The following is a 15,200-nucleotide window of genomic DNA, read 5'->3' on the forward strand; positions in this document are numbered from 1 at the left end:
ACCAAGCCGCGGAACGGAGATGTGGCGGATGGGCCGACATCGCACTGAGGCGGGCGAGCCGACCGGACGCTCCACGGCGACCGGCGGCAAAGGCCCTGCGGGGTGGGCGCGCCTGGCTCTGCTCGCCCTGCTGGCCAGCGTGCTGGTGGCGCTCATCAGCGCCGGCCTGCGGAGCGTGTTCTGGGTGCTGGCCGGCCTCGCCGGACTGGCGCTCGCCGCCGTCGGAGTCTGGTGGGCTCTGGCCCACACCGGCGTGCTCAGGGTGGCAGGACTGGCCCTGTCCGTGATCGCACCGGTCACGGTCCTGGCCCTGTACGCCACCGCCGACATGCTCGTACCGGCTCTGTGCTCCCTGGCACTGTGGATGATGGCGGTGGTGGCGGCCCGCAACGCCATCGCGCGGGAACCCGCCGCCTCCCGCCGCGAGCCCGAGCCCGCCGAGGCCCCCCGCCACCCCTGGATCCTCATGAACCCGCACTCGGGAGGCGGCAAGGTGGAACGCTTCCACCTGGTGGACAAGGCGCGGGCAGCGGGCGCCCAGGTCGTCATGCTCGGAACCGGCAACCGGGACGCCGCCGAACTGGCCCGCCAGGCCGCGGCCGAGGGAGCCGACCTGCTGGCCGTAGCGGGTGGAGACGGTACCCAGGCGCTGGTGGCCGAGGTGGCGGCGAAGCACGACCTGCCCTTCATGGTGATTCCAGCAGGCACCCGCAACCACTTCGCCCTCGACCTCGGTCTCGACCGCGACGACCCGGCCGCGAGCCTCGACGCCCTCACCGACGGCCTCGAACTCCGCGTCGACCTCGGGTTCGCCGCCGACCGGGTGTTCGTGAACAACGCCTCGTTCGGGACGTACGCGGCCGTCGTCGGTGACCCCGCCTACCGCGGCGAAAAGGTGCAGACGGCCCTCCAGGCGTTGCCCGGACTGCTCACGGGTCCCGATGCGCCGACGCTGAGGATGCGGGCCGGCACCACGCACGCCGACGGGCTGCAAGCGCTGCTCATCAGCAACAACCCGTACCAGCGAGCCGTCGACCTGGCCCACCCCGGGCGCAGGGAAAGGCTGGACTCGGGTCTCCTCGGTGTGGTCTGCGTGCGCGTCGCCAACACAGCCCAAGCGGCACGCATGGTACGCGGCTCCCGTTCCGGCAGCCTTCTGCGGCTCACAGCGGAGACGGTGGTCGTCGAAGCGGACACGGCCACTGTCCCGGCCGGCATCGACGGCGAACACGTACTGCTGCGGGCGCCCGTGGTGTGCCGGACCGCCCCCGGGGCGCTGCGAGTCCGAGTGCCACGCAACCGCCCGAAGGCGCCGCTGAGCAGACCGGCCGCCGACTGGCCCCGCGTCGCTCGGCTCGCGCTGGGTCCGCGGGTACGGGTCGCTGAGGTGTCGAGCAGCGGCATGACCGCCCCACCGCGCTCTTGACACGGGGAGTCCCCGGCCAGGCGCGGCGCCGGTCGATGTCGCGGAGAGCCGCCCCGTCGCCTCGGGCCGACCTGTGCCGTTTGCGCAGCGGCGGAGAACGCGGTCGGGGCGGCGTACGCCGCCGTGGTGTCGGAGTACGCCGCCCGGGGAGTGGGACCAGCGACGGCCGCGGCCCCCCTCGGCTGCCGACCGGTCCTTTTCCCGCTACTTCGGGTCGCGGATGAACAGTGACTTGGACCAGAAGTAGCCGAGCACGGCCAGTCCCAGGCACCAGGCGACGGCCAGCCATCCGTTGTGGCCGATCTCCGTGCCGAGCAGCAGGCCCCGCAGGGTCTCGATGGCGGGCGTGAACGGCTGGTACTCGGCGATGGGCTGGAACCAGCCGGGCATGGAGTCGACCGGGGTGAAGGCGCTGGACAGGAGCGGCAGCAGGATCAGCGGCATCGCGTTGTTGCTGGCCGCTTCGGCGTTCGGGCTGATCAGACCCATGCCGACCGCGATCCAGGTGAGCGCCAGGGCGAAGAGCACGAGCAGCCCGAACGCCGCCAGCCACTCCAGGGCGGTTGCATCCGTGGACCGGAAGCCGATGGCCACCGCGACGGCGCCCACCAGGACCACGCTGGCGACCGACTGGAGGACGCTCCCGACGACGTGCCCGACCAGTACCGCAGGGCGGTGGATCGCCATCGTCCGGAAGCGGGCGATGATGCCCTCGGTCATGTCGTTGGAGACGGAGACCGCGGTTCCGATCGTGGTGCTGCCGATGGTCATCAGCAGCAAGCCCGGGACGACGTACGCGATGTACGCGGAGCGGTCCGCCCCGCCGCCGCCGATGCCCGCGCTCATCGCGTCGCCGAAGATGTAGACGAAGAGCAGCAGCAGCATGATCGGTGTGAGCAGCAGATTGAGCGTCAGGGACGGGTAGCGCCGGGCGTGCAGGAGGTTGCGGCGCAGCATGGTGGACGAGTCGCGCATCGCGAGGGAGAGGGTGCTCATCGGACGGTCTCCTTGGGCTGGCTGGGGACGCTGGAGCCGGTGAGGGCGAAGAACACGTCGTCGAGGTCGGGGGTGTGGACGGTCAGCTCGTCGCCTCGATGCCGGCCGAGTCCAGCCGGTCGAGGATGGAGCGCAGTTCGCGCTGGCTGCCGTCGCTGGGGATCTGTAGCGCGAGTGCCTCGTCGTCGCGGGTGACCTCGCGGAGCGCGGAGGCGGCGCTCGGTAGGCGGCCGGGTCGGAGAAGCGCAGCCGCACGTGTCCGCCGGGGATGAGCCGCTTCAGCTCCTCGGCTGTGCCCTGGGCGGCGATCTGCCGTCGTTGAGCACGGCGATACGGTCGGCGAGTTCGTCGGCTCTCCAGGTACTGGGTGGTGAGGAAGACGGTGACGCCGCCCGTGACGAGTTCGCGGATGATCTGCCACATGTTGTGGCGGCTGCGGGGGTCGAGGCCGGTGGTGGGTTCGTCGAGGAAGATGATCCGCGGGTTGCCGACCAGCGTCATCGCGATGTCCAGGCGGCGCTTCATGCCGCCGGAGTAGGTGGAGGCGGGCTTCTTAGCCGCCTCGACCAGATCGAAGCGCTCCAGCAGTTCGGCCGCGACCCGCCGCCCCTCGCGCTTGGACAGGTGGTGCAGGTCCGCCATGAGGAGCATGTTCTCCTCGCCGGTGATCAGACCGTCGACCGCGGAGAACTGACCGGTGACACCGATCGCGGAACGCACCCCGTCGGGTGACGTGGTGACGTCGTGGCCCGCGACCTGGGCCTGACCGCCGTCGGCGGAGATGAGCGTGGAGAGGATCTTCACGGCGGTTGTCTTGCCGGCGCCGTTCGGTCCGAGCAGCGCGAACACGGTCCCGGCCGGGATGTGCAGATCGATGCCGTCGAGGACGGTCTTGTCGCCGTACGACTTGCGCAGACCGTTGGCGGAGACGGCGGCGGGCGACTGCGTACCGTCACCCTTGCTGGACGTGGGCATGACAGATGAAGGCATGTGGCCCTCCGGTTCAAAGGCTCAAGTGGCTGGGGGAATGGGTGAGTTGTGACCGGTTCCTCTGGGTCAGACCTTGGCACGCCGGACGTCGATGTTGCCGTACCGGGTGCGGGCGCGGACCTTGACGGTGTCCTCGGTCTGCTCCGGTGTCTCGGACGCGGTGAGCGTGTTGCGCACCTGGCCGGAGCCCGAGCTGACGTCGAGCCAGGCGGCCGTGCCTTCGCGGACGCCGACCTCGATGGCGCCGTACGAGGTCTCCAACTGGATGGTGCCGCGGGCTACTTCGCTCACGCGCAGTGTGCCGTGGGCGGTGGTGGCGATGACCGAGTCCTCGGCGCGCCGGATCTCGATGTCACCGTTGGAGCCGCTCACCCGCAGCTCGCCGGTCGCGGCGCCGACGGTCGTGGTGCCGTGCGAGTTCTTCAGTACGGCGGGACCGTCGACGAGGCCGACGCGCAGGCTGCCGGAGCTGGTGGTGATCTCGGCTGTGCCCTCGACCCGGTCGACGGTGATCGAGCCGTGCGACGCGGTCAGCTTCAGGGGGCCGGTCGTGTCGAGGCGCACGTCGCCGGACGAGGTCTTCACGCGGACCTCGCCGAGCCGGCCCTCGCCGAGTACCTGGGCCCAGGCGCCGGTCATGTCGACACGCGAGCCCGTGGGCAGTTCGACCGTCACGTCGACGGTGCCGGTGCGGCCGAGGCCGAGCAGATTGGCCTTGGGCGTCCTGACGGTCAGTACGCCGCTCGCACATGTGACTTCGGTCTGGTCGGCGGCCCGTACGTCCAGGTCCCGCTTCGGGTCACGGGGGCGTACCTCGACGACGGTGTCGAGACGGTCGCCCGCGGTGAACTGAATGGAACCGGCCTCCACGTGCGCCGTGGCCGAGATCGGTTCGGGAGTGTCGAAAGAAGGCATGGCTGTCCCGTCCTCTTGGGTCTTCTGGACGTCCCCGCTGGTGGGACGTGGTGTGGGTGGAGTGGTGCGGGCGGCGGCGCGGCTAGCGCACCCAGCCTGTGAAGCTCTGTCCGACGGTCCGGGCCTTCTCCGTCGTACGCGGCCCGGCGCCGCCGTCGACCGCGGCCGACACGGCGCGTACCAGCCACGCGTTGACCGACAGGCCCTCGCGGCTCGCGGCCTCCTCGGCGCGGGCCTTGAGGTGGGCGGGCATCCGCAGGTTGACGCGGGCGGTGCCGCCCTCGTCGCCGTCGGTCGGGGCCGGGGTCTTCACCGCTTCGGCCTGCGCCGCCGGCTCTGCTGGGGCGCCGCCGTCGGTGGGCGGTGGTGTCACCACGAAGTCGGGCTCCAGCCCCCGCAGTCGTACGTCGACCGAGCCGGGAGCGAGGTCGCGGGTGATCTCGGCTGCCGCGGCGGAAAGCACGTTGAGCATGGTCAGCCGGGTCGCCGACTCCAGGGGAGCGGTGAGTCTCTCGGCCAGCGCGCGGGCTTCGTCGCCGCCGGCTTCGGCTGCCACCGCAAGTTCGCGGCGGAGGGTTTCGACGTACGGGGTGAGGTCCATGACGCCATCATGGCACCATTATGGCGCCATGTGCAAGCCATGTGGGCTCGGCTTTAAGTCGGCTGCTGAAGAAATCGCTCTGACCTGCGGAAATGTAATGGCGCCCGAGGGGTGGTACCGGTGCCACGCGCGCTCATGCGCCGTTAGCTGCACGACTTGGCACCCCGGCGGCACCGCGTGGCACCAGCACGTGCCAGCAGGCGCCAGCAGGAACCGAACCGACGCAATGGCACCCGCATGTCGAGTCCTGCGGTCGGCCGAATCCGCTACCCGACCCGGTCAGCCGAGAGCGGTCGGCGCACCCATGGCCACGACCAGGTGGCTCTCGGGCGAGACTGTGGCATGGACACCACTCAAGTCGATTCCTATCTCGGCCGCATCGGCGCGGCACGGCCCGAACGCCCGACCCTGGAGGCGTTGCGGGAGCTTCACCTGCGGCATCTGCACTCCGTCCCCTTCGAGAACGTCTCCATCCATCTCGGCGAGGACATCGTGCTGGAGGAGAAGGCGCTGTTCGACAAGATCGTCGCGTCTCGCCGGGGAGGCTTCTGCTATGAAGCCAACGGCGTCTTCGCCTCCCTGCTGACCGCATTGGGCTTCGACGTTCAGCTGCTGGAGGCCCGCGTGCTCGGCGCCGGGCAGCCCGGTATTCCGTACGATCACTTGGCGCTTCGCGTCACCACGGCCGACAGCACCGCTTCCTGGCTCGTCGACGTGGGTTTCGGCGATCACAGCCACTACCCGCTCGACCTGACCGTACGCGGTGACCAGGCCGAGCCGGGTGGGGTCTTCCGCATCGCCGAAGCGCCGTACGGAGACCTGGACGTCTTCAGGAACGGCGATCCCGCGTTCCGGCTGAACCTGCGTCCGCGTGTGCTTGCCGACTTCAGGGCGGGCTGCTGGTGGCACAGCACCTCGCCCCAGTCGAAGTTCACGCGGTCCCTGGTCTGCTCCCGGCTCACGTCCGAGGGGCGCATCACCCTGACCGGCCGCAAACTGGTGACCACGGTCTCCGGGAGCCGTCACGAGCGGGAACTGACCACGGAGGCGGAAGTGCTCGCCGCCTACCGCGAACACTTCGACATCGCCCTCGACCGCACTCCTGAGCCGCCGCTGTCCTGAAGAACGCTGTTCGGCCCGCCCGTCCTTCGAGAAGGTGGCGCCGGCAGGAGTAGCCGTGACTTTCACCCTCACCGGTCGCGACCACAGGGGGAACCCGTCTTCGCGGTCCAGGCGGATACGTCTGCGAAAGTGCGGGAATGAGTGCGGTTCAGGCGGGCACATGTACGGCACACAGTGACGGACGGTTGGAGAGAATGTACCCGTGTTGATGCCGGAACCGCGTTATGTGAGAAACCTCCTTGCTCGATACGCGAGCGCACGCATCGCGCTCGCGGAGAAGTACGAGCCGAAGTGGCAACGTGAGCTGGACGACGTCAGCTACACCCTGTGTGTAGTGACCGGAACCCGGCTCGTCGCCGACGCGCTCGCCGCTGCGGACGACATCCTGGCGGGTGCCGGGCCGTGTGCGACCAAGCCTCGTGACGCACTCGCTTCGCAGACGGCCCTCGCGGCCTGAGACCCCCGCACACCATCACGTGTCGGTAAGGCTTGCCACCCCTCCGGCGCTGGTTGGCGGGGTGACGCGGTGGTTGGGCGGTGTGGTTAGGGTCTGGGTGAGTGCTTGACAAGCAGGCACGCCCCGTAGGGCGGTGGAGCGGGTGACATGTGTCGCTCAGTGGTGTCAGGTGGGTGCCCGGCTCCGGTGTGCGCCGCGGGCACCGGAGCCGGTGCCAGGAGGGCACGCATGACGCAGAGCAGCACTGTTCTGCCTTACGGGCGTAAGGCCGGCAGTACGGCAACGGCCGCGCGGACGGAGGACGACGTTGAGGCGCTGCGCGCCGAGGTGGAGTGCCTGCGTCGGCAGAACTCGGATCTTCAGGGGCGCCTGCGCACCCATCCCGCGATCGCGCTGGCCCAGGGCATCCTCATCGAGCGGTACGGCCTGCCTGAGCCCGACCAGGCGTTCGCCCTCATGCGGCACGTGTCGCAACGCGCCAACATCAAGCTGCACCAGCTTGCCGACGCGCTCAACCACATACCCGGACCCGATACGGACGCGAGGCTCTGGTTCCCGCGTCGGGTCCCTGCCACGCCTCCGCCGCTGCACGACGTCGACATGGAGCTGGACGGCGGCGCCAACCAGGGCGCGGTACTGGGGGCGGCGTTGAGACGGGTCCTCACGATCGCCGGGACCGACATGGGCAACGTGCAGTTGGCCGACCGTTCGGGGCTGCGCATGGAGAAGCACACAGGTCTTACGCGGGAGTTCACCGACTTCTTCGCATTCGTCGACGGGCCGACCACATCGTGTTCGCAGGCCGCCGCGGACCAGGAACAGGTCACCGTCCGCGACGTGGCCACAGCCGAGGTGTTCGACGAGGATTCCCGTCGCACGATCCTGGAGGCCGGCAGCCGCGCATGTCACAGCGTGCCGATCATCGACGGGCAGTCGGTAAGAGGCATGGTCTCCTCCCATCACGCGCGGCCCTTGGCCGGCTTCTCCCGGCCGCAACTCCAGGCACTGGAAGCAACCGGTCAGGCGGTCGGGCGGTGGCTGACCTGGCACCACGACACCGTTATCCATGACGCCCTTGAGGAGCTGCACGGACTCGCCCGTACGACAAGGTGAGGTCGGACGTCGCCCCGACCTCGGGGTCGGTGAAGCGAGGCGTCGTTCGGCAGCGGCCACCCACCCGCGCGCTTCGGGTTCCGCGACGAGTACCCGACAGCCAATGTCGTCCCCCATTGTCACTGGCCGCCGGTACCGTGACCGCCGTGATCGTGGGCACCGCCGTGCCGGCCCTTCGCGGAGGGGGCCGGGGGGTGACCTGCCATTCGTGCTTGTGCAGGCGCTCAGCGGGTCTGTGATGCGCGGGGCCTTGGGTACGCGGCCGTCCGGATGCGCTCGGCAGGGTGGTGGTCCCGGCTCTCGGTGAGCAGCAGTACAGCGGTCACAGCGACGAGCGCCGCCGCCGATACGTGCACGCCCACGGCTGTGGCGAGGGTGCCGCCGTGGGTGACCACGGCGAGTGCGTCACCGAGGGGAATGACGGCGGTGGTGAGCACCACCCAGCCGAGCGCCCGTCGTTGTCCCAGGGCGAGCAGGATGAAGACGATCGTGGCGGTGGAGACATCGCGTATGCCCTTGACCATGAAGTAGCCCGAGGCGTTCCCCGAGGGCCACGGTTCGATGCCGAAGCCGTCCGGCGCTCCGGCCGGGTTGAGGAGGAAGTTCAGCCCGAAGAACAAGGGTGCCAGGCCGGTGACGAGGGCCAGAACGGTAGTAATGCGCTGCTTGGTCACAAGCTCTCCTTCGAAGGGTTGCCGCGGTGGCGGCGTCGGTCGCGTCAGCGGTTCGCGCGGGTGGTCATGACCGGGTGCCCGAGCGCTCCGACACGCGCCGGGACCACCCGTGGACCAGCGCCAGTACGCTCAGGCCGAACATCAGGACACCCAGAGGGACATGGAGCGACGGCATGTGCGCGATGCCCAGCACCACCTGCACCGAGGCGAGGACGAGGAAGCCCGACGCGTACAGGATGGGGCGGGGCGCACCGCCGCCCGGTCTCCAGGCCAGCACAGCGGCGAGCACGTACACCATGGACGCGCCGTACATCACACGCGATCCGACGTCGTGCAGCACCGCACCGTGGGACGAGGACAGCAGCATTCCGGCGGTGACCGCCTGGAAGAAGAGGGACGCAGTCTGCACGGCGATCGCGACCTGCATGAACGTGAGTCTGCCCTGAACCGCTGCCGTCTGTGTGGCCATGACGCGGCCTCCTCTTCTGCCTCGCGGCGGTGGATCGGTAGTGTCTTGGTACTCCGACGACGTGGGCCCGCGAAATGTGAGGCCGAGCGCCGACCTCACGTTTTGGTGCGGTGTCTCGTCGAAGCGGCGAGAGCGGAAGCGGACGAGAAGAATCAGGGAGCCGTCGCGAGCATGAGCACCCCAACCGAACCTGGGCGGGACCGGACCGAGCCGGCCCTGAGCGAGATCGTCGGGGAGCGACGACATCTGATCAATCTCGCCTACCGGCTGCTCGGTTCGCTGGCCGAGGCCGAGGATGCCGTGCAGGAGACCTACACCCGCTGGTACGCGCTGTCGCGAACGCAGCAGGACGCCATCGAGTCGCCCGGCGCCTGGCTGACGACGGTGGCCGGTCGCATCTGCCTGGACGTGCTGGGCTCGGCGCGGGTCCGGCGGGAGCGTTACGTCGGCGAATGGATACCCGAGCCGCTGCCCGACCGTACGGAATGGCCCGGCGGGCCGGCGGGCGGCGGCGGATCGGAGCGGGCCGACCCCGCCGACCAGGTCACCCTGGACGAGTCGGTGAACATGGCCTTCCTCGTCGTACTGGAGTCGATGACGCCGGCCGAACGCGTGGCGTTCATCCTGCACGACGTCTTCCGGTACCCCTTCGCCGAGATCGCCGACATCGTCGGCCGGACACCGGCGGCCTGCCGGCAACTGGCGTCCTCGGCCCGTCGGCGTATTCGCGCCACGCAGGCTCCGGCCGTTGTACCGGCCGGCCAGGCCGGTCTGGTGCGGCACTTCAAAGAGGCGTGGGAGGCCAAGGACATCGAGGCCCTCGTCGACCTCCTCGACCCCGACGCCACGATGATCGCCGACGGCGGGGGCATGGTCGGCACCGTCCTGCGCCCGGTCGAGGGCGGCGAGCGCATCGCCCAGTACCTGATTCACATCGCCGACATAGCCCCTGGGCTGGTGCTCCTGGAGCGGACGGTCAACGGCCGGCCCGGCCTGGTCGCCCAGCACACCGGCGTCACGGTGACCGTGGCGGCGTTCAGCCTCACCGGTGGCCGCATCACCCGTATCTGGGCGGTCCGCAACCCGGAGAAGCTTCGGCCGTGGACCGAGAACGGGCAGAGTTGACGCGAAGTCAGGCGTGGAGGCCGGCGAAGGCCCGCAGCCCGGCCGCCCATGTGCCGGCCCTTCGGGCAGTAAGGCATCGCCCTACTGCCCGAGGTCTGCTGCCCGAGCCCCACTGCCCAAGCGTCCTACTGCTGCCGCGGGTCGAGGTCTCGCAGCACGGACCCGAGCCGGCGTGCTCCCTCGTCCAGTTCCGTGAGGTCGGCGGTGGCGGCGAAGCCGAGGCGGAGGTGGGCTGCCGGCGGTTCGGTGGCGAAGTAACGGCTGCCTGCGCTCACCGCCACGCCCCGCTGCCGGGCGGCGGCGGTGAGTGCCTTGTCGTCCACGCCGGGCGGCAGCCGGAGCCACAGGTGCAGTCCGCCGGCGGGCGCGCTGGTGAGGGTCGCTGCCGGCATCTCGTGGGCGAGTGCGGCAGTCAGCCGTGAGCGTCGCTCGCGCAGGTCGGCGCCGAGCGTGCGGACGTGCTTCTCCAACCAGATCGCCTTCCTGTCCCTGCGCAAGCGGTTCGGCGTACGGATCGTGCACGCGCCCAACACCCCGGAGGGCGGGGTGGACGTGCCCGCGATGGCCGAGCTGATGCGGACCCACCGCCCCCGCCTGGTGTCCGCCACCCACGTCCCCACCAACTCCGGCCTGGTCACGCCGGTCGCCGAAAGCGGCCGGCACTGCCGCGAACTGGACCTGCTCTACCTGGTCGACGCCTGCCAGTCCGTGGGCCAGTACCCCCTCGACGTCGAGGAGATCGGCTGCGACCTGCTCACTGCCACCTGCCGGAAGTTCCTGCGCGGCCCGCGTGGCTCCGGATTCCTCTACGTCAGCGACCGCGTCCTGCGCGCGGGCTACGAGCCCCTGTTCATCGACATGCACGGCGCCCGCTGGACCGCGCCCGGCACTTACCGGCCCGTCGGGACGGCGGCCCGGTTCGAGGAGTGGGAGTTCCCGTACGCCACCGTGCTCGGCAGCGCCGCCGCGACCCGCTACGCCCGCGACGTCGGCCTGGAAGCGATCGCCCAGCGCACTCCGGCGCTCGCGGCGAGGCTGCGGAGCCGGCTCGAAACCGTCCCCGGAGTGCGCTTGCTCGACCGCGGCCCGCAGCTGGCCGCCCTCGTTACCTTCGCCGTCGGCGGAGGCTGGCAGCCGCAGCCGTTCAAGGAGGCGATGGACGCCCGCAACATCAATTCGTCGCTCAGCCTCCGCGAGTTCGCCCAGTTCGACTTCGGGGACAAGGACGTCGACTGGTGCCTACGCCTGTCGCCGCACTACTACAACACCGAGGAGGAAGTGGACCACGTCGCCGACGCGGTCGCCGAACTCCTCCGGCAGGAAAGGTAATGGCGGCCACGCAGCGGCGCGCCGAGACAGAGGAGAGCAGCGGCGACCTGTGGCACAACCGCGACTTCCCTCTCCTTCGGCCCGGAGCGACGCTGCGCCGTACAGCCGCAGGAGGTCTCCGCCCGAGCCACCCGGCCCGTCCTCTTCCTCACCGAACCGTTCCTCCGCGCCGACACTGAAAAGTTGGACGACCGTGGCCCGTGACGACGGCCTCACCTGCAATGTGCGCCATGACCAGGGCCGGCCGGCTCTGGTCATGGCGCTCGGCCCCTCCACTTCCGGCCGGGACGGTGCCTGTGCGGTGGCCGATGCGAGGGCGCGCAGGTTCTGGCCAAAGGGTCGCGCGCAACAGGCCGACAGCAGACGCTTCCGCTTCATCGGTCGTTGATGCGCCGTCAATCCGGGACCCCTAGGTTCCACAAGCGCACCCCCCGCGACCCTGCCGCCCGACCGGTGCGGCAGGGAGGTCACGATCCCCTGGAGTGATCAAGTGGAACGTCGTAGTTTCCTGCGTGGAGCGGTCGTCGGCGGCACAGCAGCGGCATTCGGCTACACCCTCATGCAGGGCGCGGCCTACGCGGCGCCCGCCCAGAAAGGCTTGGGCCCGTACGGAGCGCTCGGCACGGCGGACGCCAACGGCATCCAGCTGCCCAGCGGCTTCACCAGCCGGGTGATAGCCCGGTCCGGCCAGAGGGTCGGCTCCACCGCCTACACCTGGCACAACGCCCCCGACGGCGGCGCCTGTTTCGCCGACGGCACGGGCTGGATCTACGTCTCCAACTCGGAGATCTCCTCCACCGGCGGCGCGAGCGCGATCAAGTTCAACTCGACAGGGTCCATCACCGGTTCGTACCGGATCCTGTCCAACACCAACCGCAACTGCGCCGGCGGGGCGACCCCCTGGAACACCTGGCTGTCCTGCGAGGAGGTCACCACCGGCTACGTCTACGAGACCGACCCGTGGGGCGTGAACGCCGCCGTGCGCCGCGACGCCATGGGTCGCTTCAACCACGAGGCGGCCGCCGCCGACCCCGTCCGCAAAGTGATCTACCTGACCGAGGACGCGACGGACGGCTGCTTCTACCGGTTCGTCCCGTCCACGTGGGGCAACCTGTCGGCGGGCACCCTCCAGGTCCTCAAGGCCGGAACGGCAACCTCCGGCAGCTTCACCTGGGCCACCGTCCCCGACCCGGACGGCTCGCCCACCCCCACCCGCGACCAGGTCACCGGCGCCAAGCTGTTCAACGGCGGCGAGGGCTGCCACTACGCCAACGACACCGTCTGGTTCACCACCAAGGGCGACAACCGCGTCTGGCAGCTCAACCTGGCCGCCGGCACCTACGAGCTGGCCTACGACGACAACCTGGTCGTCGGTGGCGGAGCCCCGCTGACCGGCGTCGACAACGTCACCGGCTCGTCCTCCGGTGACCTGTACGTCGCGGAGGACGGCGGCAACATGGAGATCTGCATCATCACGCCGGACGACGTGGTCGCCACATTCCTGCGGATCACCGGCCAGTCCTCCTCGGAGATCTGCGGCCCGGCCTTCTCGCCGGACGGCAGGCGCCTGTACTTCTCCAGCCAGCGCGGTACGAGCGGCAGCTCGTCCGGCGGCATCACCTACGAAGTCACGGGCCCCTTCCGCAGCTGACCGGCCCACCGTCACGAGCGGCACACGACGGGCGGGCCTCACGTCACGGGGCCCGTCCGTTCCCGGAACCGCAGGCCAACAGCCGCGCACCCCCTCCGCGGCATCTGACGATCCGCGACTTCGGCCGGATTCCCGCTCTCCTCCACCTCTGCCTCCTCCTGCTGAGACTCAAGCGGTTGAGCCCGTCCGTGCGGCGATCGCCGGGCTCACCTGCGGCCTGCCCGGCGGCGGGGGCGGTCGACTCGTACCCCGCGTCAAGCGAGTACTACTGGCGGGTCGGATACTTGGTGATCGTTTAGTGCGATGACTGCCGGGCCGCGTGCGCCGGGCGGAGGAAAGGCTGATGGGGGATATGGACGACTCGGACGAACTGGCCGTGCCGGAAGTGGTGGAGAGCCCCGCCGTGCGGAAGCAGCCCACGGGAGGGTTTGCGCGGTGGTTGTTGCGCCACCAGGTGCAGCCGATCGGGCCGGCGGCCGGTGAGGGCCATGGCGAGCCGCACGCCTGGTGGAGGTGATGTGCCTGACCGGGGTCGACTACTTCTCCAGCTTGGCCTATGTACCGGCGATCGCCGCCCTGGCGGCGGGGGCGGTCTCGCCGCTGGCGACACTCGTGATCGTGGCCCTGACCTTGCTGGGAATGCTGCCGATGTACCGGCGGGTGACCAAGGAGAGCCCGCACGGGGCCGGGTCGGTGGCGATGCTTGAGGATCTGCTGCCGTTCTGGTGGGGCAAGCTGTTCGTGCTGGTCCTGCTCGGCTTCGTGGCCACGTCGTGGATCATCACCATCACTCTGTCCACGGCGGACGCCTCCGTGCACGTAGTGGAGAACCCGTTCTTCCCCGCGGCCCTGCACGGTCACGAGGTCGCGCTGACGGTCGCGTTGCTGCTGGTGCTCGGAGGCGTGTTCCTCCTCGGGTTCAGCGAAGCGGTCAGCGTCGCCATCCCGCTCGTCGCTGTCTTCCTCGTACTCAACGCGGTGGTCATCGCCGTCGGCCTGGTGCACGTGTTCACCACACCGGGGGCATGGTCGGCCTGGACGGACGCTCTCATCGACAGCGGGGCGGCTTCGGCGATCTCATGGGTCCCGCTCTGCTGGCGTTCCGCTGCTGGTGCTGGGACTCTCCGGGTTCGAGACGGCGTCAGCATGATGCCGCTCGTGGCCGCCGACGGAGAGACCCCGGAACAGCGGCTGCGCTCGCGGATCCGCAACACCCGCAGGCTCCTGACCACCGCCGCCCTCATCATGAGCGTCTACCTGCTGGCCGCAAGCTTCGTCACCACCGTCCTCATCCGCACGAGGAGTTCGAGCCCGGCGGGGCGGCCAACGGCCGCGCCCTGGCCTGGCTGGCCCATGAGCATGTCGGGAGGCGTTCGGCACCGCTTATGACATCAGCACCATTCTGATCCTGTGGTTCGCGGCGCGTCCGCGATGGCGGCTGGTCAACATCGTGCCCGCTACCTGCCCGACTACGGCATGGCCCCCGAGTGGGGACGCGCCGTACGCCCCGTCGTACTCGTCTACACCGCGCTGTGCATCGTCATCACCATCGCGTTCGACGCCGACGTCGACGCCCAGGCCGGCGCCTACGCCACCGGCATCCTGGCCATGATGGTCTCCGGTGCCTTCGCCGTCACCGTCTCCGCCCTTCGCCGGCACCAGCGGGTCGCCACCGCGGGATTCGCCGCGCTCACCGCGGTGCTGCTCTACGCCCTGGTCGCCAACATCGTCGACAAGCCCGACGGCATCACCATCTCCGGCATGTTCATCGCAGGCATCATCGCCGTGTCGCTGATCTCCCGGGTCTCGCGCACCACCGAACTGCGCGCCGACCGCATCGTTCGACCCGGCGGCCCGCCGGTTCATCACCGACACCCTCGCCCACGACAACTCGATCAACATCATCGCCAACCGCCGACAGGCCGGCGATCTGGCGGAGTACTCCGACAAGGAGCGCGAACAGCGCGGCACCAACCCGGTACCCGGCCCCGCCGACGTCCTGTTCCTGGAAATCGACGTCGTCGACCCCTCCGACTTCAGCGAATCGCTCACCGTCCGCGGCGTCGAAGTCGACGGATACCGGATCCTGCGCGCCGAGGCCCCGGCCGCGCCGAACGCCATCGCGGCGATCCTGCTCGCGCTGCGCGACAACACCGGTGCAGCCGCACTGCTACTTCGCCTGGGCCGAAGGCAGCCCCCTCATGCACATGTTCCGCTACTTCCTGATCGGTCGCGGCGACACCGCTCCCGTCACCCGCGAGATCATCCGCAAGCACGAACCGGACCCCGACCGCCGTCCGGGCATCCACGTCGGCGGCTGAGGTGGTCATGT

Annotated in this window: 16 protein-coding genes and 1 pseudogene; 9 read left to right on the forward strand and 8 right to left on the reverse strand. The window is 69.9% G+C overall.

All coding sequences use genetic code 11. From position 1 onward, the window contains the following. Positions 1 to 28: 28 nt before the first annotated feature. Entirely contained in the window at positions 29 to 1,426 is a 1,398-nt protein-coding gene (locus AS594_RS33255) for a diacylglycerol/lipid kinase family protein (RefSeq protein ID WP_079144268.1), read from the forward strand. A gap of 204 nt (positions 1,427 to 1,630) precedes the next feature. On the opposite strand, the gene AS594_RS33260 is transcribed toward AS594_RS33255, so the two are convergent. The 4 genes and pseudogenes from AS594_RS33260 to AS594_RS33270 form a co-directional block, all read right to left on the reverse strand. Further along, positions 1,631 to 2,422: an ABC transporter permease gene (locus AS594_RS33260; protein WP_069931971.1), complete on the reverse strand. Its 792-nt coding sequence runs from the start codon at positions 2,420 to 2,422 to the stop codon at positions 1,631 to 1,633. Continuing rightward, a pseudogene (locus AS594_RS41460) lies at positions 2,419 to 3,397 on the reverse strand (ATP-binding cassette domain-containing protein). Before AS594_RS41460 ends, AS594_RS33260 begins: the two are co-directional and overlap by 4 nt. Before the next feature lie 81 nt (positions 3,398 to 3,478). Continuing rightward, a complete protein-coding gene (locus tag AS594_RS33265) occupies positions 3,479 to 4,327 on the reverse strand; it encodes a DUF4097 family beta strand repeat-containing protein (RefSeq protein ID WP_069774912.1) in 849 nt (282 codons plus the stop codon). 82 nt (positions 4,328 to 4,409) lie between these two features. Continuing rightward, on the reverse strand, positions 4,410 to 4,928 hold the full coding sequence (locus tag AS594_RS33270) for a histidine kinase (protein WP_069774911.1): 519 nt from the start codon (positions 4,926 to 4,928) through the stop codon (positions 4,410 to 4,412). A gap of 342 nt (positions 4,929 to 5,270) precedes the next feature. Here AS594_RS33270 and AS594_RS33275 point away from each other — a divergent pair, with 342 nt between their 5' ends. The 3 genes from AS594_RS33275 (at position 5,271) to AS594_RS33285 (ending at position 7,620) form a co-directional block, all read left to right on the forward strand. After that, positions 5,271 to 6,050: an arylamine N-acetyltransferase family protein gene (locus tag AS594_RS33275; protein WP_069774909.1), complete on the forward strand. Its 780-nt coding sequence runs from the start codon at positions 5,271 to 5,273 to the stop codon at positions 6,048 to 6,050. Between the two features lie 208 nt (positions 6,051 to 6,258). Further along, positions 6,259 to 6,507: a DUF5133 domain-containing protein gene (locus AS594_RS33280; RefSeq protein WP_256097062.1), complete on the forward strand. Its 249-nt coding sequence runs from the start codon at positions 6,259 to 6,261 to the stop codon at positions 6,505 to 6,507. Between the two features lie 228 nt (positions 6,508 to 6,735). Then, a complete protein-coding gene (locus tag AS594_RS33285; protein ID WP_069935697.1) occupies positions 6,736 to 7,620 on the forward strand; it encodes a GAF and ANTAR domain-containing protein in 885 nt (294 codons plus the stop codon). Positions 7,621 to 7,844: 224 nt separating this feature from the next. Here AS594_RS33285 and AS594_RS33290 read toward each other — a convergent pair whose 3' ends face one another. Together AS594_RS33290 and AS594_RS33295 are read right to left on the reverse strand one after the other, a co-directional pair. Further along, the gene (locus AS594_RS33290; RefSeq protein WP_069774906.1) at positions 7,845 to 8,294 is read right to left on the reverse strand and encodes a DUF4267 domain-containing protein; all 450 of its coding nucleotides are present in this window, start codon (positions 8,292 to 8,294) and stop codon (positions 7,845 to 7,847) included. Positions 8,295 to 8,358: 64 nt separating this feature from the next. Next, positions 8,359 to 8,763: a hypothetical protein gene (locus AS594_RS33295; RefSeq protein WP_069774905.1), complete on the reverse strand. Its 405-nt coding sequence runs from the start codon at positions 8,761 to 8,763 to the stop codon at positions 8,359 to 8,361. A 171-nt stretch (positions 8,764 to 8,934) separates the two neighbouring features. Between AS594_RS33295 and sigJ the strand changes: the two genes are divergently transcribed. Then, on the forward strand, positions 8,935 to 9,888 hold the full coding sequence (gene sigJ / locus AS594_RS33300; RefSeq protein WP_069774904.1) for an RNA polymerase sigma factor SigJ: 954 nt from the start codon (positions 8,935 to 8,937) through the stop codon (positions 9,886 to 9,888). A 125-nt stretch (positions 9,889 to 10,013) separates the two neighbouring features. Here the strand turns inward: sigJ and AS594_RS41465 are convergent, their stop codons facing one another. Next, entirely contained in the window at positions 10,014 to 10,358 is a 345-nt protein-coding gene (locus AS594_RS41465; protein ID WP_240509141.1) for an aminotransferase class I/II-fold pyridoxal phosphate-dependent enzyme, read from the reverse strand. Here AS594_RS41465 and AS594_RS33310 point away from each other — a divergent pair. The 4 genes from AS594_RS33310 (at position 10,339) to AS594_RS46460 (ending at position 14,257) form a co-directional block, all read left to right on the forward strand. Further along, entirely contained in the window at positions 10,339 to 11,217 is an 879-nt protein-coding gene (locus AS594_RS33310) for an aminotransferase class V-fold PLP-dependent enzyme (RefSeq protein WP_240509142.1), read from the forward strand. The two genes, AS594_RS41465 and AS594_RS33310, sit on opposite strands and share 20 nt — an antisense overlap. 490 nt (positions 11,218 to 11,707) lie before the next feature. Next, entirely contained in the window at positions 11,708 to 12,868 is a 1,161-nt protein-coding gene (locus AS594_RS33315) for an alkaline phosphatase PhoX (RefSeq protein WP_069774900.1), read from the forward strand. Positions 12,869 to 13,211: 343 nt separating this feature from the next. After that, positions 13,212 to 13,385, forward strand: a complete 174-nt coding sequence (locus AS594_RS46455) for a hypothetical protein (protein ID WP_167368069.1) — start codon at positions 13,212 to 13,214, stop codon at positions 13,383 to 13,385. Continuing rightward, a complete protein-coding gene (locus AS594_RS46460) occupies positions 13,385 to 14,257 on the forward strand; it encodes a hypothetical protein (protein ID WP_240509143.1) in 873 nt (290 codons plus the stop codon). The genes AS594_RS46455 and AS594_RS46460 overlap by 1 nt, the downstream gene beginning before the upstream one ends. On the opposite strand, the gene AS594_RS46465 is transcribed toward AS594_RS46460, so the two are convergent. After that, a complete protein-coding gene (locus tag AS594_RS46465; RefSeq protein WP_240509144.1) occupies positions 14,252 to 14,989 on the reverse strand; it encodes a hypothetical protein in 738 nt (245 codons plus the stop codon). The genes AS594_RS46460 and AS594_RS46465 overlap by 6 nt on opposite strands. Positions 14,990 to 15,200 lie beyond the last annotated feature (211 nt).

Origin of the sequence: Streptomyces agglomeratus (assembly GCF_001746415.1) — a bacterium.
Classification (GTDB): domain Bacteria; phylum Actinomycetota; class Actinomycetes; order Streptomycetales; family Streptomycetaceae; genus Streptomyces; species Streptomyces agglomeratus.

Bases quoted from the DNA above. Each gene is read 5' to 3' on its own strand.
- AS594_RS33255 (WP_079144268.1), top strand. From the start codon at position 29: ATGGGCCGACATCGCACTGAGGCGGGCGAGCCGACCGGACGCTCCACG.
- AS594_RS33260 (WP_069931971.1), bottom strand. From the start codon at position 2,422: ATGAGCACCCTCTCCCTCGCGATGCGCGACTCGTCCACCATGCTGCGC.
- AS594_RS33265 (WP_069774912.1), bottom strand. From the start codon at position 4,327: ATGCCTTCTTTCGACACTCCCGAACCGATCTCGGCCACGGCGCACGTG.
- AS594_RS33270 (WP_069774911.1), bottom strand. From the start codon at position 4,928: ATGGACCTCACCCCGTACGTCGAAACCCTCCGCCGCGAACTTGCGGTG.
- AS594_RS33275 (WP_069774909.1), top strand. From the start codon at position 5,271: ATGGACACCACTCAAGTCGATTCCTATCTCGGCCGCATCGGCGCGGCA.
- AS594_RS33280 (WP_256097062.1), top strand. From the start codon at position 6,259: ATGCCGGAACCGCGTTATGTGAGAAACCTCCTTGCTCGATACGCGAGC.
- AS594_RS33285 (WP_069935697.1), top strand. From the start codon at position 6,736: ATGACGCAGAGCAGCACTGTTCTGCCTTACGGGCGTAAGGCCGGCAGT.
- AS594_RS33295 (WP_069774905.1), bottom strand. From the start codon at position 8,763: ATGGCCACACAGACGGCAGCGGTTCAGGGCAGACTCACGTTCATGCAG.
- sigJ (WP_069774904.1), top strand. From the start codon at position 8,935: ATGAGCACCCCAACCGAACCTGGGCGGGACCGGACCGAGCCGGCCCTG.
- AS594_RS46455 (WP_167368069.1), top strand. From the start codon at position 13,212: ATGGGGGATATGGACGACTCGGACGAACTGGCCGTGCCGGAAGTGGTG.
- AS594_RS46460 (WP_240509143.1), top strand. From the start codon at position 13,385: ATGTGCCTGACCGGGGTCGACTACTTCTCCAGCTTGGCCTATGTACCG.
- AS594_RS46465 (WP_240509144.1), bottom strand. From the start codon at position 14,989: ATGGCGTTCGGCGCGGCCGGGGCCTCGGCGCGCAGGATCCGGTATCCG.